Here is a 23,130-nt window from a genome sequence, read left to right as displayed (position 1 = left end):
TCATCGTGACCGTTATGGCTGTTTAGGTGCCAGAGCAGACAGCTCTGAGCGGAGTTCTGCGCTTAACGCCGGGTCGAGCAGAATTTTTTCCAGCTCCTTTCGGAAAGCCTGATTGTCCAGCAGGTTCGCTTTTAAATCGCGAAGCAGGTTACGCATGGAAAGCATTGCCTTCAGCTGAGGGATCTGTCTGGAAACCTGCTCCGGGGTGAAATCTTTCATGCTCTGGAATGTCAGACTGATATTGTCTTCGCTACCATCACTGGCGAGCGTGTTTTTAACGGTCAGATTGACTTTTGGGGAATATTCGGAAAGAACTGAGTCGAAATTATTTTTGTTCAAGTTAACTTTTTTGCGCTCAGACAGTGGTACAGATTCCTGACCATTACTGAAGTCGCCCGCCACTAGTAATTTCAGAGGGAGCTCAGTTTTCTTGCTGGCTCCCCCTGTATGCAGGTCAAGCTTTAGATTAATACGTGCCTTTGGCACTTCATTCTGGAAACTATCAGCCATCTCATCATTCCTCGGTTTATCACTGCGTGCATCTTTCAAACGAAAGTTCTTTACATGTGATAATAGAACAATGATCGACAATAGATCAAATTTACCGATCTTTAATCTATTTTAAGTAAATTCTTAGGAATTTTCCTCTAAATGTTAATAGTGAATAGTGCTGAGATGTCAGTAAAATGGACTATTACCAGCACACAAAACAAACATTTATGTCGCAGCAGTTAAAATGAACGGATAATTATTAATAAAGCGATCTTGAATTGATCTACATCAATATAAGAAAGTTAAAAACACCAATGTGCTTTCAAGGAAATGGTTTGAGATCAGAAAGAAATAAAAGGGGGCAGTAAGTCATAGCCTTGCTTCATGTGGGAAACACTGCAATAGCCATAAGGAAAGCATCAGGAACATAATCGGTTTTATGTCCCGAAAGAGAGCGTTTCATTTAATGTCAGGGCTGTATGGCGCTCCTGTCAGGCTTCAGCATGACGGCCAGGAGTGTACGGGCCTGGGAAACCGCCATACACGATGACAAATCCCCAGTCACAAGAAATTTAATCGGTGCAATCAGCCTACCCTCATCCGGAAGCCTCTCAGCGTTGCCATAGTCACGATACTTCTTGCGCCAGCAAAACCATGGTTGATGTTATGCAACGCCAGAACCTGACCGCGTAATACAGCCCGTCTGCCGTCTGGTTTTTCAGGGGGGTTAACTGCTGCGATGAACCCCGAACACGTGGCAGAGTGAGCATATCACCTCTATTCAGGTGGCCAAATTCAGTGTTCCACTACAAAATCCAGAGAATGTGCATACCATTTTATGGATTTTTTTATGTCCGCACTTTACCCGTTCAAAAGCCAGTATCTAGCCCTTTCTCTCGTTCTGATCGCTAACGCTGCAACTATTTTCCGGTTCCTCAAATTCACGACAAATTAATGTGGTGCTTTCCATGGGAATTGGCTCTTCTGTTAGACCACACCAGGGATGCCCATTTATCGACTGATGAAACCGGCAAAAACGGCACTCACCAAACATTCTGGCCCCCTGATTTTTCTGCATACTCCGCAGATGGGCCAGAAAAACTGTTTTCAGCTGTTCCTCAGAAAAAGCTAATGAATCCCACGACTCCTGCAGTGTCTCCTGCATGATGCTATGCATCACTTCACTCGCTTTGGATGTCAGAACCAGATGGACAACCCGTTTATCCTTGCCGTCATTTTCTCTTCTAATCCAACCTTCACGCTCTAGTTTATTCAGGGACTGCGATACCGTGCCTTTAGTCAGCCCGAGGTATTCCGTTGTTGCAGCGGGCGTATTGGAATAACCATTGCATCGCGTTAAATAGAAAAGAATCTGAACCCATGTTGTGGGGAGTCCTTTCAGTTGCGGATGGCGATAAAAGCTGCCCATTTGCAGGCTCACCAGGCGTTCAAGAATATCAAAGAGTGTCACAGTAACCTGCCTCTGCTTGCCGGGATACGTGCTGGATAAACAAACGTCCAGACTTTCTAACGATAGGGTTGTACTGTCATCAATAGTATCGATTCAAAACCATATTGACAATATTTTCAGTGTGTGTGTAATATCAAATGGTATCGATTCGATACCATTTGATATTACACAAGGAAAGTCATCATGAGTAAAACAGCCGTTTTCTTTCATGCAGGTTGCCCGGTATGCGTAGATGCAGAACACCAAATCGCACTGGCACTCGATCCCGCTCAATACACGGTAGAAATCGTTCATCTCGGAAATGATAAAACGCGACTGAATGAGGCCATCGAAGCTGGTGTGCAATCTGTTCCAGCCCTGGTACTGGATGGCGGTATCCCGCTTCACATCAACTTTGGTGCGTTTATTAAAGATCTGCTTTAAGGATAAAAATGAAACGTATTGCGATTGTATTAGCAATGGCTGTAGCCACCTCTGCCGGTGCACATGGCAATGAGCCTCATCAGGGCGGTATTAAAACCAGCACCGACAAGGCTGTATTGGCTGAGTTTGATATTGTGCACACTAAAGTCACTACCGAAGGGAATGTTGCCACCTTCCATATGGCAGTTTCCGGCAAGGCAGGTAAAAGTAAGCCTGCAGTAACAGGTAAGCTGGCGGGAACGGAAATTTTCTCTTATGTCTGGCCGACAACGATCGATCCGTATGAAGTGGGATTTGAACATAAGGCCGGTATCCTGGCGCTGGCGGTAACATCCCATCCTGATCTGGATGATACGCCGCTGTATGATGAAAATGGCGATGGTAACCGCAACAATGATGGCGATCTGTGGCATACCCACTGGGTGGTGCTGAAGCCTAACGAGGTCTGCGGGCCTGGCGCACTGGCCGTAGTTGATATTCCTGAGGGACAAAAACCCCGGCTGCCAAAAACCTGGCCTGGCTTGCCGGTACTGTTGGACAGTCCGGGCTGGAATCCTACGCTGACAGGTGAAACTGTAGAAGTGAAAGTTCCGTTCGATAATATTGGCGTGGTCACTGCCAGCCAGTTTGATGGCGTAACTGCCGGGCTACGAGTTAATGCCTCCGTTCATGCGCCGCTACTTTGCGTCGAGGATGTATTTAAAGTGGCCTCTGGCAAGCTGACGCTGCCGGGGAAAGTAAACCAGTAACGGAAATTAACCCGCACCACAGTGCGGGTTCTGGAGTTAACATGAATATCATTCGTCATCCGCGAGCACCAGCATTGACAATTGAACGCTGGTTTAATACGTCACAGCCGATAACCCTGGAATCATTACGCGGCAAGGTCGTGGTAATGGAATCATTTCAGATGCTGTGTCCTGGCTGTGTTTCCCATGGACTGCCGCAGGTTTCACGTGTGTATGCCACTTTTCCACCGGATAAAGTGGCCGTTATTGGCCTACATACGGTTTTTGAGCATCATGAGGTAATGACCGCACAGGCACTGGAAACCTTTCTATCAGAATACCGCATCCCTTTCCCCGTCGGGGTGGATATGCCGTCTCCTGACAATGATGTCCCCCAGACCATGCTGTCCTACGCTATGCGCGGTACACCTACGTTGACGTTAATTGATCAGCAGGGATACCTACGCCAGCAATATTTTGGTCAGGTAGACGACCTCGCGCTGGGAGCAGAAATCGGGGCGTTATTGAATGAGTCGTTGTCTGTTTCCGAGGACGCGTCTATGGCATCAGGGTGCAGTGATGGGCAGTGTGCCACTACATAATGAGATACTGGATATGGCGGAGAGTTTTTTCCTGCCCGTGGGAAGAGTGAAACATTATCCCCGGGCAGTGAAAAAGAAACCGCAACGCTATGCATTACGGTTTCCATCAAAAGCTAAACTGACAAGCATTAGGAGATATACTCCGGCTTTTCGCATTTCAATCAAGAACACGCAAAAAGATTACTCTTCCTTCACTACAATCAGCGGCTCGATATCGCTCTCTTTTTTAATCACCAGCGACTCATCGCCGCGCAGGCAGGTCCCCCCATAGTTACCGCCTACGGTGAAGGTACAAACCTGAATATATTTACCGGCAATTTTTGGCAGACACCAAAGCTGCTGATAAATGTTCTTCTGCTCGGCAAACTTACCGCTGGTTTTATCCAGTAACTCTTCCTGATGGCTCACCAGATCGATGTTGCTGCCACAACGTCCTGCAATAGGTTTCACTGCATAACCGGTTTGCGCCAGCTCTTCATTAACAGTGAAATCAGTATCAAGCAGATAGCGGTGGTGTGGGAACAGTTGCCACAGGATCGGCAGAATCGCTTTATTACCAGGGATCACCGTCCACAGAGGTTCAAAGACCAGCACTTCCGGGCGCAGCAACACGTCGATTAAACGCACTTCCTGATTCGTATGCCCGGTACGAATTGGTACCGCAGCGTACTCCGTTTCACTGACCTCTCGCACCTGCTCAATTGCGGTTTCCCACGCCCAGGTTTTCCAGACGCAGTTCACCAGACGACCGTCCCCGTCAATCAGCTGACCGGCGTCATCCCAACGTAGCTCATCGAGGCCACGCAGAATTTTACTGTCAAACCCGGCCTGACGTAGCGCCTGCTGCATAAACTGAGCGTGGTAGTTTTCCTCTATATCTTTATCCTGCATGATGTGGACAAAAGGACGCGCGCGGCTGTGCTTCCAGGCCCCCGCCAGTTCGTTGATCAATCCTTCAGCTGGGTTGTGTCCCTGTCCTGTATAGCCCTGCTCGGCCCATCTTTCGAGGATCAAACCAGCTTCGGTATGGCACGATGCGGAATCGGCGTTGTACTCATACACCTTCAGTCCGCGTTCATCCATACAGAAATCCATACGTCCTGTAATCATATGATGCCGACGACGCTGCCAGGAAAGGCGCAGACGCGGCCAGAGGATTTTCGGGATATCGAACAGCGCCAGCAGGTTGTCATCTTTCAGCACTTTGTCGGTCGCGTGCAGATACATCAGGTGCAGCTCGTTGGTGGCTTTGATCAGCTCCTGCTCTGCACTCTCGGTAATGGTGAAGTACTGATGCGGATCCTGATTAATAACGTGGCCGTTCGCCAGCACGTAGGCTTTCTGCAGCGGATCCTGTTCATCAAGCCATTTACCGTCAAACTGCCCGTTATCTTCCAGTCGCGCGCCGCCAATTCTCAACGAGTCGTTGGCGATCTCCGGCTGCGGCAGGCTGTCACGGGTATCATCGGTCTGGATCATCCAGCCAAGGATGGTGGTGTCGTCAAAGGTATCACGCAAGGTGTAACAACCGTTTTCAACCACCATCTCCAGTTCGCGGGTCCACTGCTGTCCGGGAGGCAACGGCGTATGGAGCACGTTCTGTTCGGCAATACGGATTTTGTTTTCCAGCAACTGGGTGACGACCGCCACATGGCCGGTATCGTTAAACTCACCGCCTTTTTGCCAGATAAGCAGAGCACCGGCTACCGGCGCGCGGGGTGAACCATTCGGAAATGCCTGTAACGGCAGGATATTGTCATTCACCACTTCGCGCAGAAAGCGTAAGGAAAAGATCTCCCAGGCCATGCCTACATCGGTGAAGACCACGCCATAATTAAGGAAGAGAAAGCGGCGTGCGAACTCTACGCACTGCCATTTGTGGCCCATGTATTCGTCGTCGATATAGCTGCGAAATGCCGCATCATCGTCGTAGTCCCGTGGGTCGAGGGAGCTGTAATCTGAAGAGTAGATTGCTACGCCGCCTGGGGCGTAGCCCAATAATGTCCCGAATGGGGCATCCTGACTGGTCGTTCCTTTGCTCATGCACCTTACCTCAAAACAATACAGCCTGAGCAGGTTGGCGTGAATTTTTCGCTCTGATTGCCTGCTCTGCGACACTAACCGGACAGAGGTCAACATCATCATACACCTCAACGCAGCGGCTGGCGCTCAGAGGCGAAAAATTCACAGCAGGAACTACGCTTTTGTCAGGGTGACCGGTGCGCTTTTATACGCCGGAGTCAAACTTTGTGTGTCCACCGCATCCAGCGAAAGCAGGACATTCGCTTCTGGCAGATAAGCGCCTATTGAGCCCACCGCCATGTTGTAAATCACCACCGTCAAGCCGCACATAATGCGATCCGCACAGGGCTGGCCGCGGTCGTCCAGCGCCTGAACGTTGACCACATCTCCCTGGCTCAGATCGCGAGTCGCCGCTTCTTCAGCGCTTAAAAACACCACATCCCGACGACCGGTAATACCACGGTAGCGATCGTTCATACCATAAATAGTGGTGTTGTATTGATCGTGGCTGCGCAGCGTCGCCAGAACCAGTGCATCGGCAGGCTGATTTTCTCGCTCTACCGCCCGCTGATGGCTGACGATAAAGTTGGCTTTACCATTCGCCGTTCGCCATTCACGGCGCGAAGCGGGCGTATCCATACGAAATCCGCCCGGCTCGGCAATACGGGCATTGTAATCGTGGAACGCCGGGATCACGGCTTCAATGGCGTCACGGATCAGCGCGTAGTCCCCGGTTAACGCTTCCCAGTTGATCGGCGAAAGCGGCAGAGTAGCGTGTGCCATGCCCGCCACAATCGCGGGCTCCGATTTTAACCAGCGGGAAGCTGGCTTCAGCGCGCCGCAGGAAGCGTGGACCATCGACATCGAGTCTTCGACGGTCACCGACTGGATCCCCGTCGCCTGAATGTCGCGCTCCGTTCGACCTAATGCAGGCAGCAGATAATTATGCTTTGCCAGCAGCAAATGCGATCTGTTCAGCTTGGTCGCAACATGGACCTGCAGATCCAAATTTTTCATCGCCGCAAAGGTACGCTGCGGCTGCGGCATCGCCACCGCCAGATTGCCACCCATGCAAATGAGCGCTTTTGCCTCTCCCCGTTCGATGGCCCGAATACTCTCCACGCTGGAGCGGCCATGTGTACGCGGCACACGGATAGAAAAATGCGTCTCAAGGCGTTGCAGGAAGTCTTCGGATGCCGCTTCGTTGATCCCCACGGAACGGTCGCCCTGCACGTTAGAATGACCGCGCAACGGGCAGATCCCCGCCCCCGGCTTACCCATATTGCCTTTCAGCAGCAGCAGGTTTACCAGTTGCTGGACGTTCTCAGTACCGTTTTTATGCTGGGTGATGCCCAGACCATAACAAATAATAGTGGCACGAGATTTACTGTAGCTGTGTGCCAGGTCCTCCATCTGACTGCGCGTCAGGCCCGAGTCCTGTTCCAGCTCCGCCCAGTTATGCTGACGTAAGTCATCATACAGCGCTGCATATCCAGCAGTATGCTCATCGATAAACGCATGATCGAGCGTCGGTTGCTGATCCAGTAAGATCCGCGCTTCATCCATTTCGATCAGCGCCTTCATGATGCCTTTGAGCAGCGAGGCGTCACCGCCCATTTTTACCTGGTAGTAGTCGTTGCTTAGCTGCGTCGACTGACCGGTGAACATCTCTTTCGGGCTTTGCGGGAAACTAAAGCGCTCAAGCCCCCTTTCGTTCAGCGGATTGATAGAGATAATTTTAGCCCCGCGTTTGGCAACGTCGCGTAAGGTGGTCAGCATACGTGGATGATTAGTGCCAGGGTTATGCCCGATACAAATCACCAGATCGCAATGGTCAAAATCGTCAAGTTCAACGGTCCCTTTTCCGAGGCCAATGGCCGGCGTTAGCCCTGCGCTGGTCGGTCCGTGGCACATGTTTGAGCAATCAGGAAAGTTGCTGCTGCCATATTCGCGGGCAAAAAGCTGATACAGGAACGCCGCTTCATTTGACGTTCTGCCGGAGGTGTAAAACTCAACCTGCTGGGGTGAATCATAGCTGCGCAGACGCTCGCCTATCTCCTGGAAGGCGATATCCCAATCCACCGCCTGCCAGGTATCTGATGCTGCATCGTATTTCATCGGATGCGTCAAACGACCGATATTTTCCAGCTCATAATCGCTGTAGTGCCAGAGTGTGGAAACCGGGTGACGGCTGAAAAATTCCGGTGACGCTTTTTTACTGGTTGTCTCCCAGGAGACCGCCTTAACGCCATTTTCGCACAGCTCCATTGGCGCACGGTGCCCTGGGTCCGGCCACGCACAGCCCGGACAGTCGAACCCTTTCACCTGGTTCATTTTGAACATCGCGATAATGTCGCGGGCGACAGCCTTTTGCGAAAACACCGAAGCAGTGACGGCTTTTACCGCGCCCCACCCACCCGCCGGGCCCTGATAACCGCTTACTCCTGGAACACCATTTTTCATTATTACTGCTTATTCACCGCCAATTTTTAATGGCGAATACGGTAGCAATTTCCGTCCAACATTGATTTCCTCTTCATGGAGTACGGAGCGGGTACAATGAACGGGTTAGATTTATCTTCCCCTTTCAGCACAAAGCGACATAAAGTTCCAATCTGTTAAATTGAGTTCTACCTAACTGCTACACTGCATCAACACAACCACTCAGAAGGCAGGTCAATATGTCAGACAATACCTATCAGCCCGCGAAAGTCTGGACGTGGGAAAAATCGAACGGGGGCGCATTCGCCAATATCAACCGCCCGGTTTCCGGAGCCACCCACGAGAAAACGCTGCCGGTTGGCAAACATCCGCTGCAGCTCTATTCGCTGGGTACGCCAAACGGGCAGAAAGTGACGATCATGCTGGAGGAGTTGCTGGCGCAGGGGGTGAAGGGCGCGGAATACGATGCCTGGATTATCCGCATTGGCGATGGCGATCAGTTTTCCAGCGGCTTTGTTGAGGTGAATCCGAACTCGAAGATCCCGGCGCTACGCGATCACTCGCAAAACCCACCGGTTCGCGTATTCGAATCTGGCGCAATCCTGCTCTATCTGGCGGAAAAATATGGTTATTTCCTGCCGCAGGATTTGGCAAAACGCACCGAAACGCTGAACTGGTTGTTCTGGTTACAAGGCGCAGCACCGTTCCTCGGCGGAGGCTTTGGCCACTTCTATAACTATGCTCCGGTAAAAATTGAGTACGCTATCAATCGCTTCACCATGGAAGCCAAGCGCTTACTCGACGTGCTGGATAAACAATTGGCGCAACATCAGTTTGTGGCCGGAGATGAATACACCATTGCCGATATGGCGGTCTGGCCATGGTTTGGCAATGTGGTTCTGGGCAACGTCTACGACGCAGCAGAGTTCCTTGACGCAGGAAGCTACAAGCACGTACAACGCTGGGCAAAAGAGATTGCAGCGCGTCCGGCGGTTAAGCGTGGTCGTATTGTAAACCGCACTAACGGACCGCTGAACGAGCAGCTTCATGAACGCCATGATGCCAGCGACTTCGATACCCAAACCGAAGATAAGCGCCAGAACTAAAATAAATTGCCGGATAGCAACCGCTATCCGGCAATTTCATTCAGGATTTGTCACGCGCTGGTGACGTCGTACTCCATGCGGCGAAGTGCGTCTAACGTGGCTTTAGCTTCATCTTCATCAATGATGCTCATGGCGAACCCTACGTGCACCAGCACCCATTGCCCGACCAGCTCAGCTGTATCACCTTCACAAATCAGGGCAATATTGACATCACGTTTGATGCCGCACACTTCAACCTGCGCAAGCTGGTGAATATCTTCACCAACGGCCAGAACCTGACCAGGGACTCCAATACACATATCTGACTCCGCCCCATAGCAACCTATGGGTTATTCGACTTCAATACTTTTCACTTTCAGTGAATCGCCAGCATCAACCCGCAGGCGATCGCCCTGACATTGTGGACACTGCGCATCATGCTGGGTGATTTCCACAACCTGACTGCAATCCCAGCACCATGCCTGGGCTGGCTTGTAATCAATATGCAGCTCACAACCCTGAGCCAGCGTCCCCTGACAGACGATGTCGAAACTGAAACGAACGGCGCTCTCTTCAACGCAGGAGAGCGCCCCGATTTCCAGCCAAACACCGGTTACACGTTTGACACCGTGCTGCTCTGCCTGCTGTTGAACAATCTCAACCGCGCTCTGACAAAGGGACAGCTCATGCATTTTCGCAGTTCCGACGACCCAGCAGCAACGCGCGGCGATTTAGCTGCGGCGCATTCGGATCGCTAACCGGCAGCGATAACAGCATTCGCGCGCAATCGTCAGTCAGACGCATGCCTTCTTGCGCCGACATACTGTGCGAAAGCGGCGACATCAGTGAGCAGGAAAGGTATTGCGATACGCCCTCCAGTTCACCAACGGTAAAGGTCATCTCGCCATACGGCAGACGCAGTCCGATTTTTTCGCTGACTTTACGCACCGGCCAGATCTGGTCCGGTCCGGGGAAAATCAGTGCGCTGAGCATCCAGGGCGTGATAACACACCCCGTCCACTGTCCTTCAAACAACGTAAATTCAGAGACATATACTGGCATGTTCGGATGCAGGAAAGAGAGATCGTGCATTGAACGCCGGGCAACCTCTTCAAACGCTGCCTGAATTTGCATCTTCGGGGCCGTCTGAAAACCGACAAACTCCTCAGACATGAGCCGCCTCCCGCGGGATCGCTTCAACACCTGATTCGCGAAGCGCGGCAAGAACCTGCTCAAGCGCAGGTTCAATCATCGCTTCAACCGTTGGCGTTAGTCCGATATGCGGCTCCAGCGATTCCGGAATAACACCGACTAACGTCAGCTTTTTCGGAAACTCGCCGGTGAAACGCAGGGCCGACAATACGTCGGCCAGACCAAGCTGGTGCGGTGAGATTTTGTTGGTAAACAGCGCCGGGATCTCTTCATCCCGCAGGACCATCATCGTTCCTGGCGTGTTTTTCTTCGACACAATGGCGTCAGCAATGATCAGATGATCTCTGTTCGCCATATCACCGAGAAGCTCCATCCCAGCCGTACCACCGTCCAGAACATCAACAAAGTCTGGCAGGACGTACCGTTGTTCTAATGCCTCAACGATACGTACCCCGATGGCTTCGTCGGTCAGCAAAATATTGCCGACCCCTAAGACTAATATCCGCATTACAGAACCTTAACTGAGACCACTTCGTTCCCATCAACGTCCACCACATGCACCGCACATGACATACAAGGGTCGAAGGAGTGAATGGTACGAACCACTTCCAGCGGTTTGTTTGGATCGGCAATCGGCGTACCTACCAGCGAGCGCTCATACGGTCCCACTTCATCATTAAAGTTACGTGGGCCAGAGTTCCAGGTTGACGGTACTACCGCCTGGTAGTTGCTGATAATGCCATCTTTGATCACCATCCAGTGAGACAGCATACCGCGCGGCGCTTCGAGGAAACCGACACCTTTAAATTCACCCGTTGCCGGGATATCCGGTTTCACGAAGGTAGTGTGGTCGCCTTTGCCGATGTTCACAATCAGCGCATTGTACTGATCCTGCAGAACGTTCTGCAGTTCACAGCAGTGAACGGTACGGCCAATAATACGGCCCAACGTAGAGTGCAGCTGTGACACTTCGATAGTTTTACCGGTCAGCTTGGTGTAAATCGCGATGATTTCATTCAGCTTGGCATGGGTAGACTCGCGTTTGGCCGCCAGTTTACACAGCATGTTGGCCAACGGACCCACTTCAACCGTTTTACCGTAGAAGGTCGGTGCTTTAACCCAGGAGTACTTGCCGTCATCTGACCAACCGGTGTAATCAGGAACCGTTGTGCCTTCCCACGGAGCCTGCGGCGCTTCGTCTTTGTACCACGCGTGTTTCGCACTCTCCTGAATCCCTTTGATCAGGTACTCATCGGAGTGAGAGGTGATCGGACGATAGGTCGACAGATCTTCATTGGTGATGTAACCACCCGGGAACAGGAAGCTGCCGTTTTTACCGTCAGTCGGGAATTCCGGTGCGCTCAGATAGTTAACTGCACCTTGACCACGTTCCAGCCACTCAGGGTAGAACGCAGCAATAACTGCGGTATCAACCTTGTAAACCTGCTCAACGAAGTCGCTCAGCTTATCGATAAAGGACTTGATATACATCAGGCGCTCAAGGTTCAGCACACCAAGGCCGTCGAGGTTAATTGGGTTAGCAACCCCGCCTACCGCCAGGTTCTGAATGTGCGGCGTTTTACCGCCCAACAGCGCCACAACACGGTTAGCATCACGCTGGCATTCCAGCGCCTGCAGGTAGTGAGCGACCGCAATCAGGTTCACTTCTGGCGGCAACTGCATTGCCGGGTGACCCCAGCAACCGTTGGCAAAAATGCCTAACTGACCGCTGGCAACAAGGTCTTTGATCTTGTTCTGAACCTTAGTGAACTCTTCTGCGCTGTTCAGGTGCCAGGAGGACACGCCGTTCAGCATGGCAGACGCTTTCGCTGGGTCTGCTTTCAGTGCAGAGGTGATATCCACCCAGTCCAGCGCAGAGAGCTGATAGAAGTGAACAATGTGATCATGCGTGGTGTGCGCGGCCAGAATGATGTTACGGATATACTGTGCGTTCACCGGAACATCAATATTCAGCGCGCTTTCTGCTGCACGAACGGAAGAGATAGCGTGAGTGGTAGTACAAACGCCACAGATACGCTGCACAATCATCCAGGCATCGCGCGGATCGCGGTTTTTCACGATCTCTTCCATGCCGCGCCACATGGTACCGGAAGCCCATGCTTTAGATACCACGCCATTTTCGATTTCGCAGTCGATGCGTAAATGACCCTCAATACGGGTTACCGGATCAATAGTAATTCTCTGGCTCATGCTTTGCTCGCCTCATGACGATTTTGATCGTTTTGTTTTAAAGGAGGAAGTATCGGCAGTAGACGAATGAGTACGATGTATGCACAAATCTCAATAGCCACAAAACCAATAGAAATCAACAGTTCTTCCCAGGTCGGGAAGTAGTGGTAGCCACCACCAGGATTGAACGCCACCAGCGAATAGGACAGACGCCATGTCGCACAACCCAGCAATGCGCTCAGCGCAGACAGATACAGCATGCGTGAGTCGTTACGCAGCTTAGTGACGCGCAGCACCACCAGCGGGAAGACCATCAGCACGACTTCAATCCAGAACATCAGGGAGTAAAGATCGCCTGAGAACGCATAGGACAGCTTGTCGCGATAGATCAGTTCGCCAAAGCGCAGAACCACGAAAATCGCCAACAGCACACTGATGGTATTCGTCAGCTTGATGAACAAACTTTTCTCGTCCGGACCATTACCTTTCAGCCCGGCTTGTACCAACGAGCCTTCAAAGATGACGATCGAGAAGCCCATAATAAAAGCGGTTAATACGGAGAAAAGCGGCAACATTTCATAAGCTTGCCATAGCGGATGCACCTTATAGCCCGCAGAAATCATCAATGAACCCATTGAAGACTGGTGCATAGTTGGCAGCAGCGCGCCAAGGGCAATAATAAAGAACATCACTTTGTTCAAACGTTTGAGAGAAACTTTCCACCCCAGACGTTCAAACAGAGCCGGAGCAAATTCCAGCGCCATGATGCCGATATAGATGGTCATACAGACCGCCGTTTCGAACAGTACCGAGTTCACGTTGAAGTGGCCCGGAATGTAGAAATACGGCAGGTTCCAGTAACGACCGACGTCAATGGTGATCGACAGACCACCCAGCGAGTAGCCAAACAGGCTCGCCAACAGCGCCGGACGTACCAGTGGATGGTATTGTCCTCTGTTGAAAACATACACCGCCCACGCCAGCGCCCAGCCACCGCACGCGAAGCCGGTACCAATCAGCAGGTCAAACGCGATCCATACACCCCATGGGAAACCGCCGTTCAGATCGGAGACTGAGCCCAATCCGAAGACCAGACGTTTCACGATCAGGAGCATACACAGGACGATAAGCGGCCCAAAAATAATGACCGGTTTGCTGATTATTTTTCCGCCCAGCGGTTTAGGATCATGACTCATGATCGTCTCCTCCATCGTGATGGTCGTTTTTCGTGTTACGACGAACCAGCACGGTTAAGCCCGCCAGCGCAGCCAGGGGTAATATCATGCCCTTGTACAAGGAATGTTGAACATGTTCGGAACGCGCACCGGTTGAAAGATCATCCAGTTTCGGCAGATCCAAATCCTCGTAAGGAACGCCCGTCAGTACCATAACCTGTGTACCCCCCCCCTCTTTCTCGCCGTACAGATGGGGGTAATACTTCGGTACCGTATGCAGATAGGTATCGCCTGCTTTCACCGTCTGACGCGGATAGTGGTATTCGCTGCCAGGCTTCAGCGCGAGACGTTTTTTCGCCTCAGCCATCAGCTCTTCACGCGTACCAAAAATCACCGCACCGGCAGGGCACACTTCAACACAACCCGGTAAACCGCCTTTGTCCAGACGCTCAACACCTTTCTGGTTACACAGTTCACATTTGTGAAGCGCACCAAACGGGTTGTTGTAGTCATACTTAGGCACATTGTACGGGCAGGCGACCATGCAGTAACGACAGCCCGTGCAGACATCTTTGTCATAGTGGACGATGCCAGTTTTCGGATCTTTCTTCAGCGCGGAGACCGGGCAAACGGAGACGCAGTTCGGATCGACACAGTGCATGCACTGCTTCTTAATGTATGCGTAGCCGTTTTCTTCCTGGTCTTTGTTGACGCCTGTTCCGCTACGCCACACCTGGATGATGTTATTGGTATACGGTGACAGTTTGTCGTTGTTCGACCAGGTCTGCTCGCCTTCCGGGTTACGCGCCGGGAAGTTGATATCCTGACACTTGGTGACACAGGCCTGGCAGCCTATGCACAGCGTCGAGTCATAGAGCATCCCAAGAGAACCAGGGATCGGCGGACGGTTTTCTGCAGCCGCATGGCTGATGGACGGCGCAGCGCCCAACAGCAATGCCCCGCTGGAGGCTGCTTTAATAAAGTTACGTCTGTTCACGGTTATTCTCCCCGTGAGTCAGCGTTATCTTTCTTCTGCTGACGCCCCAGTTCACGAACCGCCATCACGCTGACACCGGCAACCAGTCCTACTACGCCACCAAGCAGCCCAATCGCCCCGGCAGAAATATTGCCGCCTTCTTTCATATTGACGTCAGGTTTCTCGGAACGCGGTGTTTGGTTTTCCACATGAGCAAGCTGGTGAATACCTTTATGGAAACCGACACCTTCTTCGTTACAGCCGTAGCAAGGGTGACCGATTGCCACCGGCCACACGCCGCCAACATCGCAGAATTGCAGCGTTGAGCAGTTGCCGTAGGTTTCTGGTCCTTTACAGCCCAGATGGTAGAGGCACCATCCTTCACGGTGACCTTCATCGCCAAACTCTTTAGCAAAACGACCTGCATCGAAGTGCGGGCGACGTTCGCAGTGTTCGTGAATCAAACGACCATAGGCAAATGTCGGACGGTTTTTGGTATCCAGCTTCGGCGGCTTACCGTAAGTGATGATATGCGCGACCGTTGCAAGGAAGTTGTGCGGGTTCGGAGGACAGCCGGGGATGTTGATGATGGTTTTGCCTGGCAGAACTTCCTGCAAGCCGACGGCCCCCGTTGGGTTAACGCCAGCAGCAGCAACACCACCCCACGCGGCACAAGAGCCGATGGCAATGATAGCGGCAGCGCCTTCTGCGGCCCGGCGGATGTGATCTACGATCGGCTCACCGGCAACCATGCAGTAAATACCATTGTCTTTCAGTGGGATAGAACCATCTACAACCAAAACATATTGCCCTTTGTACTTCTCCAGAGCGTTATGTTTATTCTCTTCGACCTGGTGGCCGAAGGCGGCAGAGAGTACCTCATGGTATTCCAGAGAGATTGTCTCCAGAACGAGGTTTTCCACTGTAGGGTGTGTCGCGCGAAGTAGCGATTCAGTACAACCCGTACACTCCTGCGCACCAATCCAGATAACCGGTGGACGCTGAGGACGAGAAACTGATTCGGCCATTTCTGCGGCGGCTTTGCTACTGAGCCCCATGGTAGCGGCCAGTGCTGCACAAAGCTTCATGAAATCACGGCGATTGATGCCGTTCGAATTGATGAGAGAGTTATCTCCAGTCATTTTATAGTTATTCCGTTGCGAAGACCTGGCTTTTATTTTGCACCTTTCGCATGTTGCATATTGCGATCGGCGCGCCATTTACCACACTTTTTATATGGTTATGTGCATTATAATACTTCGGCGGAGCAACAAAACGAAGGCGTAGGTCAATAGTGTAATTAATTAAAGCAAGATAATACCCCTTTCGGATCAAGCTTCGAGACGATAGCCAGCCATGAAAAAACGAATTGTTGTACTGGACTGGTTCTCTTTAAAGAAATCCATAACCATCTCTTTATCCAGCCCATAGCGACGCGTGAGGATCCCCGCTTCCCACGCGCTGAGCTGTCGATCGCCCGTTTTTTCAAACATTCGATGAGAAAATCCCAGCACAAAACCGCGTTTATAATCAGCACAAAAATTGGCCGCCGTGCGTGCGCTATCCGCACTTGACGCGTTTAATCCGGCCATCAAGCCTTTTCCAAAATGGTTGTCCATGCATAACCTCCAATCGCTATATAATAAATTATATAGCGATTTTTTAAGCAAAGACCAGAGGTATCACGTACTTTTTTATGTCCGCTTAAAAGGACACCCATTCATCCTTTTTAGCGGCTGCAGACGTTTTGCTGTCTGCTGAAGGGGAAGCGGTACTGGCGGCGGCGTACTGCACATCGTTTGCTGAAAGGCGGAACTGTTGTACCGAGCGTTGCAGCTCTTCCGTTTGCCGTTCAAGCGCCACAGCCGCGGCGGAAACTTGCTCTACCAGCGCGGCGTTCTGTTGCGTTACGCTGTCCATCTGCGTGATCGCCACGCTCACCTGCGAGATGCCCTTATTCTGTTCTTCTGAGGCAGAAGCAATTTGCTTCATGATAACGGTCACTTCGGTGGCTCCGCGCAGAATCGCCTCCATGGTTAATCCCGTCTCTTTAACCAGTCGAGCGCCCTGATCGACGCGACGCGACGATTCGCCAATCAGCGTCTCAATCTCTTTCGCCGCCCCGGCGCTACGGCTGGCAAGGTTACGCACCTCACCGGCAACAACGGCAAAACCACGCCCCTGCTCACCTGCTCTGGCAGCTTCAACTGCCGCGTTCAGCGCCAGAATATTGGTCTGGAAGGCAATACTATTAATAACAGACGTAATTTCCGCGATCTGTTTAGAGCTGGCGGCAATGCCGTCCATCGTCTCAACCACTTCTGAAACCAGGCTGCTCCCTTTACCTGCCGTCTCTGTCGCCGTATCGGCAAGCTGGCTGGCTTCACGCGCATTTTCGGCGTTCAGTTTTACCGTTGCGGTCAGTTGCTCCATGCTGGCAGCGGTCTCTTCCAGCGCCGCAGCCTGCTCCTCAGTACGCGATGAGAGATCGTTATTGCCGGTGGAAATTTCCGTAGCCCCTCGCCAGATGTTGTCACTACCTGAGCGAATTGTACTGACGGCTTCGCGCAGGCTGTCCTGCATCGCGCACAATAACGGCACCAGTTGGCCCACGCAGTTACGGCCAAAATCTTCGATTGGATGGCTGAGATCGCCCTGAGCAATCTGCTGGAACTGCTGGCGGATACGTCCCAGGGGTTTCACCATCATGGCGACGAGGTAACGATCTGTGAAGAACAGGAGAGCAATACCGAGGATCACGGCGGTAATAATTAGCGTCCGGATGATAGACGTTTTGCCATCAACCATGACGCGCGTGGTATCAAGCCGCTTACCTGCCGTGGCGTTAAAACGTTCGGCACTGGCGCCAAATTCACGGCTCAGCGCTGGCGTAACGGTGCTGGCATGCTCCGCAAAGGCCGTAAGCGTGCCCTGCTGCGCCAGTTGCATTTGCGGAATCACCCCGTTATCCAACAGCGCCTGCCACTTCGTCAGTACCGCCGCGGCAACGTCCGGATCCATAGGCCCCGGAGACAACGTTTTCATCTCCTGGAGTTTTTTGCTCATATTCTCCAGGGACTGCTGCGCTGGTGCAAAATCAGGCGTTCCGCCGCTCATTTTGACATCCATGGCGCGACTTAAGCGCGTTACGAAGCGAAAATACTGATCGTTCCCCTGACTGAGCACCGTCATCTGATGGACAAGATGACGGTCAATATCATTGCCTTCAGATATTTTTGATAAAGAATGAAGACTGAATAAACCCACGCCCGACCAGAGCAGGCAAAAAAGTCCCAGTATTGCCAACATGACAATACGAATAGTGAAGTTTTTCAGCAAACGCATAATAATTTCCTTGCCGTTGATGAGGAATTCGCCATCAGGCGATACTTATCCTTGTTATCGGCAGGCAACAGAGAAGATATAATGCATTCTTTATTTTTTTACTTTCTTAAGTGCATCCAATATTATTTACACTATATCAACATGAATGCTAATGAAATTAGCTAGCATTATTATTCAGATAATTAACCTGAAGCATTAAATAATCCCTTGTTTTCTATCGTAAATATTTGTTAAACCATGCAAGAGTACGCTCCCAGGCCAAATCAGCGGTAGCATTATCATAACGCGGTGTCGAGTCATTATGAAAACCATGATTAACGCCGGGATAGATATATGCCTCATAGACTTTCTTATTGGCTTTGAGCGCCGCTTCATAGGCAGGCCATCCCTCATTAATTCGGGTATCTAATTGCGCATAGTGCAGTAATAAAGGCGCTTTTATTTTAGGGACATCTGATGCAGGAACCTGACGCCCATAAAAAGGCACTGCGCAGGCCAGTTCAGGAAAAGCAACGGCTGCGGCATTCGATACGCCGCCACCGTAGCAAAATCCGGTGATACCCACCTTTCCCGTCGCGCCTGAATAACGCTGCATAAATTCAATGGCGGCAAAGAAGTCGTTCATCAGCTTTACGGGGTCAACCTGCTGCTGCAACTCCCGACCTTTATCATCATTGCCAGGATAGCCCCCTACTGAACTTAATCCATCAGGCGCGAGTGCAATATAGCCCGCCTTCGCCACCCGCCGTGCCACATCCTCAATATACGGATTCAGCCCACGATTCTCATGCACCACCACTACCGCCGGAACTTTCCCCGTCGCTTTCGCAGGTTTAACCAGATACCCACGCACATCACCATGCCCTTCAGGTGAAGGATAAGTCATGTATTCCGCCAGGATATCAGGATCGGTGAACTCCACCTGCGTTGCGAGGGCATAATTGGGTTTCAACACATTGAATAATGCCAGCGCCGTCATACCACCGACTGCATATTTCGCAGCAAGTTTGAGAAACTCGCGTTTCGTTATTTTGCCATGAGCGTAATAGTCATAGTAGTCGAGCAATTCTTGCGGAAAGTCTTTGGCAGTTAGACGCGGCATGGCAGCACTCCAGATCGATGTTTTTTTAAGCAAAGCACAGTGGTCTGTTTTTGCCCAGTTTTTCATTCCAGTGTGACCTGGTGAACGGGATATTCATCATGAACCCGCTAGAATAGAAACGTTGTTTCGAAATTCACCTGCACTAAGGAGATCTCATGGACTGGTTTGCCAATCCTGAACGTTACGAGCAGATGCTCTATCGCTACTGCGGGCGCAGCGGTTTACGTTTACCCGCGCTATCGCTGGGTTTGTGGCACAGTTTTGGGCACGTTCAGGCGCTGGATTCACAGCGCGCTCTGCTGCGTAAAGCATTTGATTTAGGCATCACGCATTTTGATTTAGCCAATAACTACGGGCCGCCTCCGGGCAGCGCAGAAGAGAATTTTGGCCGATTATTGCGCGAGGATTTTGCACACTATCGTGATGAACTGATCATCTCCACCAAGGCAGGCTATGACATGTGGCCAGGGCCATACGGTTCTGGCGGTTCGCGCAAATACCTGCTCGCCAGCCTCGACCAGAGCCTGAAACGCATGGGCCTCGACTATGTCGATATCTTCTACTCGCACCGCGTTGACGAAAATACGCCAATGGAAGAGACCGCCTCAGCGCTGGCCCATGCGGTGCAAAGCGGTAAAGCGCTGTATGTCGGCATCTCATCCTATTCCCCGGAGCGTACGCAGAAAATGGCCGAGCTGATGCGGGAATGGAAAATTCCGCTGCTGATCCACCAGCCTTCTTACAACCTGCTTAACCGTTGGGTAGACAGCAGTGGTCTGTTGGATACGCTGGAATCCAACGGCATGGGCTGCATCGCATTTACGCCGCTGGCCCAGGGGCTGCTGACGGGGAAATACCTCAACGGCATTCCGGAAGGTTCACGCATGCAGCGTGAAGGGAAAAAAGTTCGTGGGCTGACGGAAAATATGCTGACGGAAGAAAACCTTAACAGCCTGCGTTTGCTCAATGAGATGGCGCAACAGCGCGGACAGTCGATGGCGCAAATGGCCTTAAGCTGGCTGCTGAAAGACAACCGGGTGACGTCGGTATTAATTGGCGCCAGCCGACCGGAGCAACTGGAGGAGAACGTTCAGGCGTTGTCTAACCTGACGTTCAGCGCCGAAGAACTGGCGCAGATCGATAAACATGTCGCGGATGGTAAGCTGAACCTGTGGCAGGCCTCATCTGACAAATAGCCGTTTGTAACTCTGTGCCGGGAAGCGGCGTTAGCCTCCCCGGCACGTAACAGGGCCAGCCAATCCCTTCACACCTCTTCCGCTTTGATCTCTGGACGTTGAAATTCCGGCCACACCAGCGCGACAAGCGCAGGATAAGCCTCCAGACTGAACTCCCTGAAGCACTGGCGTAAGTTAAGCACATCCAGATCGGCATGCGGGACTTTCTCACCGCTCAGACAGCGCTTTTTTATATTGTCGTAATATTTATACACCGCAGAGTTGAGATCGCTACAACGCCGCTGTGCATCAAATAGCCCTGGCGTCTCATTTAGCTCCACCATTGTCATCCGCTTGATCGTTGAGTGGATAAAATCGATATATTCGTGATTAACGCGCCAATACCATACTGGGGTAATCGAATTCATCAGTACCGAAAAATGATCTTCCCCCTCTTCTTTACTCAGTATTTCCGGCTGGTTTTCAGAGTGCCCATTTTCTGCATATCGGTTTTTATTTGCACTGCGCATCAACAAAAGTACCCCACAGGTAAGCAATAGCAGGGTAATAACAGAATAAAATATACTGTTCATATACTGGCTCCATTTTTTTTGATTTTAAAATTACGCCATGCTATTGTCAACGCAGCCTGGTTTATTTAGAACAACATATCATTGGCATCAAAGGATATTTCAACATGCTTCCCGAGCATCTTGTTCCCTCGCGTTTTCACTTATCCAGCTCATCTACTAATACCCGTCCCGCAGATAATAGTGAAAATTTGACTCAGGGAAAGAGAACATTAAGTGATTATGAACCCGATATTTTGATTAGCTCTACAGCTAACGGCCAGGCGCGCAATATGTTATTTGAAGAGTGCGATCGCCATTTAAAAGAGCGCCTGTTTCGTGCCGCAAAAATTGAGTCCTTCACTCGCCTGCTCAATTCACTACAAGCGGAAGGCGACATTAACGCTCAAGAATTAAGTAAAATTTTATCGACAAAAACAGCCAGCGTAAATGAACAGGGCAATAAAATTTGGCTTAATTTAATTACGCGTGAGACCAGCGATCCTATTTTTTATTCTCTGGAAGAGAAATAAAATGAAAGATGTTGAGGATAATAATGTTTATTTGGCTTTAGATGACCATAAAAGCGATGAGTTTGTCTTAAAGCAAAATTTGGCCGTATTGATTGCCAATAAAAATGCGACGTTGGAAAGCGTTGCCCAGGAGATGGTCTCTATTCCCGCCGCGCTGGTGCGGCTGAAATGGCAAAATCGTCGCGAAATTTATGCGCTACAGGCTAAAGAAGAGATCTATGGCGCCGCGATTGAAGCCATTATGGAGCAGCAACCAGAACTACGGGACAAAATCATGGCCCGGCTGGAGAGCACATACCAGCATATACTCAAGCGAGAAACAGCCACCTTACGCCTGACGCGTAAACTGTCTGAAGGGAACTACGAACCCACCAGGATAACGGCAGTCGCACTGGATGAGGACAGATAAGGGCGTCTGGGGAGAGTTAAATCAGGAGAGGAAGGCCGGGTAAGGCAACAACCATTACCCGGCAATCAGGATTACTTCGCTTTCACGGTCTCTTCACCGACCAGACCAATCTTCAGGAAACCCGCCTGATGCAGCGTATCCATAACTTTCATCATGGTTTCATAATCGACGGTTTTATCCGCACGGAAGAAAATCGTGGTGTCTTTCTTCCCATCGGTCAGCGTATTTAATTCGCTAATCATGGTGTCATCCGTCACCTGATTGTTGCCAATAAACATACTCTTATCGGCTTTAACAGACAGGTAAACCGGTTTTTCCGGACGCGGCTGCGGCGTGCTGGTGGAAGCCGGGAGATTCACCTTCACATCCACCGTTGCCAACGGTGCGGCCACCATAAAGATGATCAATAAAACCAACATAACATCGATAAACGGCGTCACGTTGATTTCATGCATTTCACCGTTATCGTCCAGGTTTTCATTAAAGCTCATTGCCATGGAACATTATCCTACACGTAATTTCTGCGCTGCACGTACCGGATGGGCAGAAGCGCTAGCGTTCAGGTCCAGATCGCGACTTTGCAGCAACAGTACCTGTGCCGCGACATCGCCCAGCATCGCTTTATAGCTGCCAATCTGACGTGCGAAAATGTTGTAGATAACGACCGCAGGAATTGCCGCGACCAGACCGATCGCCGTCGCTAACAGTGCTTCTGCGATACCCGGCGCAACAACGGCCAGGTTGGTCGTTTGGGTTTGTGCAATCCCGATGAAGCTATTCATGATGCCCCATACGGTACCGAACAGACCCACAAATGGAGAGATAGCCCCGATGGTGGCCAGGTAGCCGTTACCACGTCCCATATGACGACCTACCGCCGCCACACGACGCTCCAGACGAAAGCCGGTACGCTCTTTAATACCTTCGTTGTCGTCGCTGCCTTCTGACAATTCCAGTTCGTTCTGCGCTTCGTAAATCAACTGTGCGCCCAGGCTTTTGCCATCAAATCCTGCAGCAATCTCATTTGCCTGGTCTAAAGAGCGGGCGTCCGCCAGCAGTTGCTGTTCACGCTTAAGGCGGCGTTTCTGAGTAAAGAACTCAAGGCTCTTACTAAAGAAGATAGCCCAGGTGACCACTGATGCCAAAATCAGCCCAATCATCACGCACTTAACCACGATATCGGCGTGCTGATACATACCCCAGACGGAAAGATCCGTCTGCATCAAATTATTACCCACT

General features: G+C 51.2%; 25 protein-coding genes and 1 pseudogene. 7 read left to right on the top strand and 19 right to left on the bottom strand.

Translation table 11 applies throughout. The features are described 5' to 3' along the window. Positions 1-12: 12 nt before the first annotated feature. The 3 genes and pseudogenes from tssB to OGV93_RS11295 form a co-directional block, all read right to left on the bottom strand. Positions 13-510: a type VI secretion system contractile sheath small subunit gene (gene tssB, locus OGV93_RS11305; protein WP_287109581.1), complete on the bottom strand. Its 498-nt coding sequence runs from the start codon at positions 508-510 to the stop codon at positions 13-15. 579 nt (positions 511-1,089) lie between these two features. Further along, positions 1,090-1,264 (bottom strand): annotated as a pseudogene (locus OGV93_RS11300) (IS3 family transposase); the annotation flags it as partial. A gap of 111 nt (positions 1,265-1,375) precedes the next feature. Continuing rightward, complete coding sequence (locus tag OGV93_RS11295) at positions 1,376-1,963, bottom strand: MarR family winged helix-turn-helix transcriptional regulator (protein WP_287109577.1); 588 nt, start codon at positions 1,961-1,963, stop codon at positions 1,376-1,378. A 183-nt stretch (positions 1,964-2,146) separates the two neighbouring features. On the opposite strand from OGV93_RS11295, the gene OGV93_RS11290 reads away from it, so the two are divergent. Genes OGV93_RS11290 through OGV93_RS11280 form a run of 3 tightly spaced genes read left to right on the top strand, consistent with a single transcriptional unit; the run spans position 2,147 to position 3,716 of the window. Continuing rightward, positions 2,147-2,386, top strand: a complete 240-nt coding sequence (locus OGV93_RS11290; protein ID WP_016154483.1) for a thioredoxin domain-containing protein — start codon at positions 2,147-2,149, stop codon at positions 2,384-2,386. Positions 2,387-2,394: 8 nt separating this feature from the next. Beyond that, positions 2,395-3,135, top strand: a complete 741-nt coding sequence (locus OGV93_RS11285; protein WP_046276181.1) for a hypothetical protein — start codon at positions 2,395-2,397, stop codon at positions 3,133-3,135. Positions 3,136-3,176: 41 nt separating this feature from the next. After that, positions 3,177-3,716: a redoxin domain-containing protein gene (locus tag OGV93_RS11280; RefSeq protein ID WP_053388763.1), complete on the top strand. Its 540-nt coding sequence runs from the start codon at positions 3,177-3,179 to the stop codon at positions 3,714-3,716. 180 nt (positions 3,717-3,896) lie between these two features. On the opposite strand, the gene gss is transcribed toward OGV93_RS11280, so the two are convergent. Together gss and OGV93_RS11270 are read right to left on the bottom strand one after the other, a co-directional pair. Continuing rightward, positions 3,897-5,759, bottom strand: a complete 1,863-nt coding sequence (gss, locus tag OGV93_RS11275; RefSeq protein ID WP_047358635.1) for a bifunctional glutathionylspermidine amidase/synthase — start codon at positions 5,757-5,759, stop codon at positions 3,897-3,899. 153 nt (positions 5,760-5,912) lie between these two features. Further along, positions 5,913-8,201, bottom strand: coding sequence for an FdhF/YdeP family oxidoreductase (locus OGV93_RS11270; protein ID WP_287109576.1), 2,289 nt, complete (start codon positions 8,199-8,201; stop codon positions 5,913-5,915). A gap of 218 nt (positions 8,202-8,419) precedes the next feature. Here OGV93_RS11270 and yghU point away from each other — a divergent pair, with 218 nt between their 5' ends. Continuing rightward, positions 8,420-9,286, top strand: coding sequence for a glutathione-dependent disulfide-bond oxidoreductase (gene yghU, locus OGV93_RS11265; RefSeq protein WP_016154488.1), 867 nt, complete (start codon positions 8,420-8,422; stop codon positions 9,284-9,286). Positions 9,287-9,336: 50 nt separating this feature from the next. On the opposite strand, the gene hybG is transcribed toward yghU, so the two are convergent. From hybG to yghX, 11 genes are all read right to left on the bottom strand, one after another. Continuing rightward, positions 9,337-9,585, bottom strand: coding sequence for a hydrogenase maturation factor HybG (hybG, locus tag OGV93_RS11260; RefSeq protein ID WP_003024459.1), 249 nt, complete (start codon positions 9,583-9,585; stop codon positions 9,337-9,339). 30 nt (positions 9,586-9,615) lie between these two features. Beyond that, positions 9,616-9,957, bottom strand: coding sequence for a hydrogenase maturation nickel metallochaperone HypA (gene hypA / locus OGV93_RS11255; RefSeq protein ID WP_016157467.1), 342 nt, complete (start codon positions 9,955-9,957; stop codon positions 9,616-9,618). After that, entirely contained in the window at positions 9,950-10,438 is a 489-nt protein-coding gene (hybE, locus tag OGV93_RS11250; RefSeq protein WP_016154490.1) for a hydrogenase-2 assembly chaperone, read from the bottom strand. The genes hypA and hybE overlap by 8 nt, the downstream gene beginning before the upstream one ends. Then, positions 10,431-10,925 (bottom strand): HyaD/HybD family hydrogenase maturation endopeptidase, encoded by a 495-nt coding sequence (locus OGV93_RS11245; protein ID WP_016157468.1) that lies wholly within the window; start codon positions 10,923-10,925, stop codon positions 10,431-10,433. The genes hybE and OGV93_RS11245 overlap by 8 nt, the downstream gene beginning before the upstream one ends. Further along, positions 10,925-12,628 (bottom strand): hydrogenase 2 large subunit, encoded by a 1,704-nt coding sequence (hybC, locus tag OGV93_RS11240; protein ID WP_003024476.1) that lies wholly within the window; start codon positions 12,626-12,628, stop codon positions 10,925-10,927. The genes OGV93_RS11245 and hybC overlap by 1 nt, the downstream gene beginning before the upstream one ends. Continuing rightward, a complete protein-coding gene (hybB, locus tag OGV93_RS11235) occupies positions 12,625-13,803 on the bottom strand; it encodes a Ni/Fe-hydrogenase cytochrome b subunit (RefSeq protein ID WP_016154492.1) in 1,179 nt (392 codons plus the stop codon). The genes hybC and hybB overlap by 4 nt, the downstream gene beginning before the upstream one ends. Continuing rightward, complete coding sequence (hybA, locus tag OGV93_RS11230) at positions 13,793-14,779, bottom strand: hydrogenase 2 operon protein HybA (protein WP_287109575.1); 987 nt, start codon at positions 14,777-14,779, stop codon at positions 13,793-13,795. Before hybA ends, hybB begins: the two co-directional genes overlap by 11 nt. Positions 14,780-14,781: 2 nt before the next feature. Then, positions 14,782-15,900, bottom strand: coding sequence for a hydrogenase 2 small subunit (gene hybO, locus OGV93_RS11225; protein ID WP_016154493.1), 1,119 nt, complete (start codon positions 15,898-15,900; stop codon positions 14,782-14,784). Positions 15,901-16,089: 189 nt separating this feature from the next. Then, complete coding sequence (locus tag OGV93_RS11220) at positions 16,090-16,377, bottom strand: DUF2623 family protein (RefSeq protein ID WP_016154494.1); 288 nt, start codon at positions 16,375-16,377, stop codon at positions 16,090-16,092. Positions 16,378-16,462: 85 nt separating this feature from the next. Next, positions 16,463-18,103, bottom strand: coding sequence for a methyl-accepting chemotaxis protein (locus OGV93_RS11215; RefSeq protein WP_047358640.1), 1,641 nt, complete (start codon positions 18,101-18,103; stop codon positions 16,463-16,465). A gap of 214 nt (positions 18,104-18,317) precedes the next feature. Next, positions 18,318-19,205 (bottom strand): YghX family hydrolase, encoded by an 888-nt coding sequence (yghX, locus tag OGV93_RS11210; protein WP_287109580.1) that lies wholly within the window; start codon positions 19,203-19,205, stop codon positions 18,318-18,320. Positions 19,206-19,360: 155 nt separating this feature from the next. Here yghX and OGV93_RS11205 point away from each other — a divergent pair, with 155 nt between their 5' ends. Next, entirely contained in the window at positions 19,361-20,401 is a 1,041-nt protein-coding gene (locus OGV93_RS11205; RefSeq protein ID WP_046276176.1) for an aldo/keto reductase, read from the top strand. A 68-nt stretch (positions 20,402-20,469) separates the two neighbouring features. Here the strand turns inward: OGV93_RS11205 and OGV93_RS11200 are convergent, their stop codons facing one another. After that, positions 20,470-20,973, bottom strand: coding sequence for an ESA_00282 family adhesion-associated protein (locus OGV93_RS11200; RefSeq protein WP_287109574.1), 504 nt, complete (start codon positions 20,971-20,973; stop codon positions 20,470-20,472). A 104-nt stretch (positions 20,974-21,077) separates the two neighbouring features. On the opposite strand from OGV93_RS11200, the gene OGV93_RS11195 reads away from it, so the two are divergent. Together OGV93_RS11195 and OGV93_RS11190 are read left to right on the top strand one after the other, a co-directional pair. After that, the gene (locus tag OGV93_RS11195; RefSeq protein WP_080859494.1) at positions 21,078-21,482 is read left to right on the top strand and encodes a hypothetical protein; all 405 of its coding nucleotides are present in this window, start codon (positions 21,078-21,080) and stop codon (positions 21,480-21,482) included. Position 21,483: 1 nt separating this feature from the next. Continuing rightward, positions 21,484-21,891, top strand: coding sequence for a cytoplasmic protein (locus tag OGV93_RS11190; RefSeq protein ID WP_101700281.1), 408 nt, complete (start codon positions 21,484-21,486; stop codon positions 21,889-21,891). Positions 21,892-21,962: 71 nt separating this feature from the next. On the opposite strand, the gene exbD is transcribed toward OGV93_RS11190, so the two are convergent. Both exbD and exbB read right to left on the bottom strand, forming a co-directional pair. Then, on the bottom strand, positions 21,963-22,388 hold the full coding sequence (gene exbD, locus OGV93_RS11185; protein ID WP_016154501.1) for a TonB system transport protein ExbD: 426 nt from the start codon (positions 22,386-22,388) through the stop codon (positions 21,963-21,965). Between the two features lie 6 nt (positions 22,389-22,394). Continuing rightward, positions 22,395-23,129: a tol-pal system-associated acyl-CoA thioesterase gene (gene exbB / locus OGV93_RS11180; protein WP_016154502.1), complete on the bottom strand. Its 735-nt coding sequence runs from the start codon at positions 23,127-23,129 to the stop codon at positions 22,395-22,397. Position 23,130: the final 1 nt, after the last annotated feature.

It is taken from the genome of Citrobacter sp. Cb031, assembly GCF_030336725.1.
GTDB lineage: Bacteria > Pseudomonadota > Gammaproteobacteria > Enterobacterales > Enterobacteriaceae > Citrobacter > Citrobacter braakii.
Note: the sequence above shows the minus strand (reverse complement) of the source record. Positions and strands in the feature narration are given on the sequence as shown.

Coding starts and splice junctions, on each gene's coding strand:
- OGV93_RS11290 (WP_016154483.1), top strand. CDS start 2,147: ATGAGTAAAACAGCCGTTTTCTTTCATGCAGGTTGCCCGGTATGCGTA.
- exbD (WP_016154501.1), bottom strand. CDS start 22,388: ATGGCAATGAGCTTTAATGAAAACCTGGACGATAACGGTGAAATGCAT.
- yghU (WP_016154488.1), top strand. CDS start 8,420: ATGTCAGACAATACCTATCAGCCCGCGAAAGTCTGGACGTGGGAAAAA.
- tssB (WP_287109581.1), bottom strand. CDS start 510: ATGGCTGATAGTTTCCAGAATGAAGTGCCAAAGGCACGTATTAATCTA.
- hybC (WP_003024476.1), bottom strand. CDS start 12,628: ATGAGCCAGAGAATTACTATTGATCCGGTAACCCGTATTGAGGGTCAT.
- hybG (WP_003024459.1), bottom strand. CDS start 9,585: ATGTGTATTGGAGTCCCTGGTCAGGTTCTGGCCGTTGGTGAAGATATT.
- OGV93_RS11215 (WP_047358640.1), bottom strand. CDS start 18,103: ATGCGTTTGCTGAAAAACTTCACTATTCGTATTGTCATGTTGGCAATA.
- hypA (WP_016157467.1), bottom strand. CDS start 9,957: ATGCATGAGCTGTCCCTTTGTCAGAGCGCGGTTGAGATTGTTCAACAG.
- yghX (WP_287109580.1), bottom strand. CDS start 19,205: ATGCCGCGTCTAACTGCCAAAGACTTTCCGCAAGAATTGCTCGACTAC.
- gss (WP_047358635.1), bottom strand. CDS start 5,759: ATGAGCAAAGGAACGACCAGTCAGGATGCCCCATTCGGGACATTATTG.
- OGV93_RS11205 (WP_046276176.1), top strand. CDS start 19,361: ATGGACTGGTTTGCCAATCCTGAACGTTACGAGCAGATGCTCTATCGC.
- OGV93_RS11195 (WP_080859494.1), top strand. CDS start 21,078: ATGCTTCCCGAGCATCTTGTTCCCTCGCGTTTTCACTTATCCAGCTCA.
- OGV93_RS11245 (WP_016157468.1), bottom strand. CDS start 10,925: ATGCGGATATTAGTCTTAGGGGTCGGCAATATTTTGCTGACCGACGAA.
- hybO (WP_016154493.1), bottom strand. CDS start 15,900: ATGACTGGAGATAACTCTCTCATCAATTCGAACGGCATCAATCGCCGT.
- OGV93_RS11285 (WP_046276181.1), top strand. CDS start 2,395: ATGAAACGTATTGCGATTGTATTAGCAATGGCTGTAGCCACCTCTGCC.
- hybE (WP_016154490.1), bottom strand. CDS start 10,438: ATGTCTGAGGAGTTTGTCGGTTTTCAGACGGCCCCGAAGATGCAAATT.
- OGV93_RS11220 (WP_016154494.1), bottom strand. CDS start 16,377: ATGGACAACCATTTTGGAAAAGGCTTGATGGCCGGATTAAACGCGTCA.
- OGV93_RS11200 (WP_287109574.1), bottom strand. CDS start 20,973: ATGAACAGTATATTTTATTCTGTTATTACCCTGCTATTGCTTACCTGT.
- OGV93_RS11190 (WP_101700281.1), top strand. CDS start 21,484: ATGAAAGATGTTGAGGATAATAATGTTTATTTGGCTTTAGATGACCAT.
- OGV93_RS11270 (WP_287109576.1), bottom strand. CDS start 8,201: ATGAAAAATGGTGTTCCAGGAGTAAGCGGTTATCAGGGCCCGGCGGGT.
- hybB (WP_016154492.1), bottom strand. CDS start 13,803: ATGAGTCATGATCCTAAACCGCTGGGCGGAAAAATAATCAGCAAACCG.
- OGV93_RS11280 (WP_053388763.1), top strand. CDS start 3,177: ATGAATATCATTCGTCATCCGCGAGCACCAGCATTGACAATTGAACGC.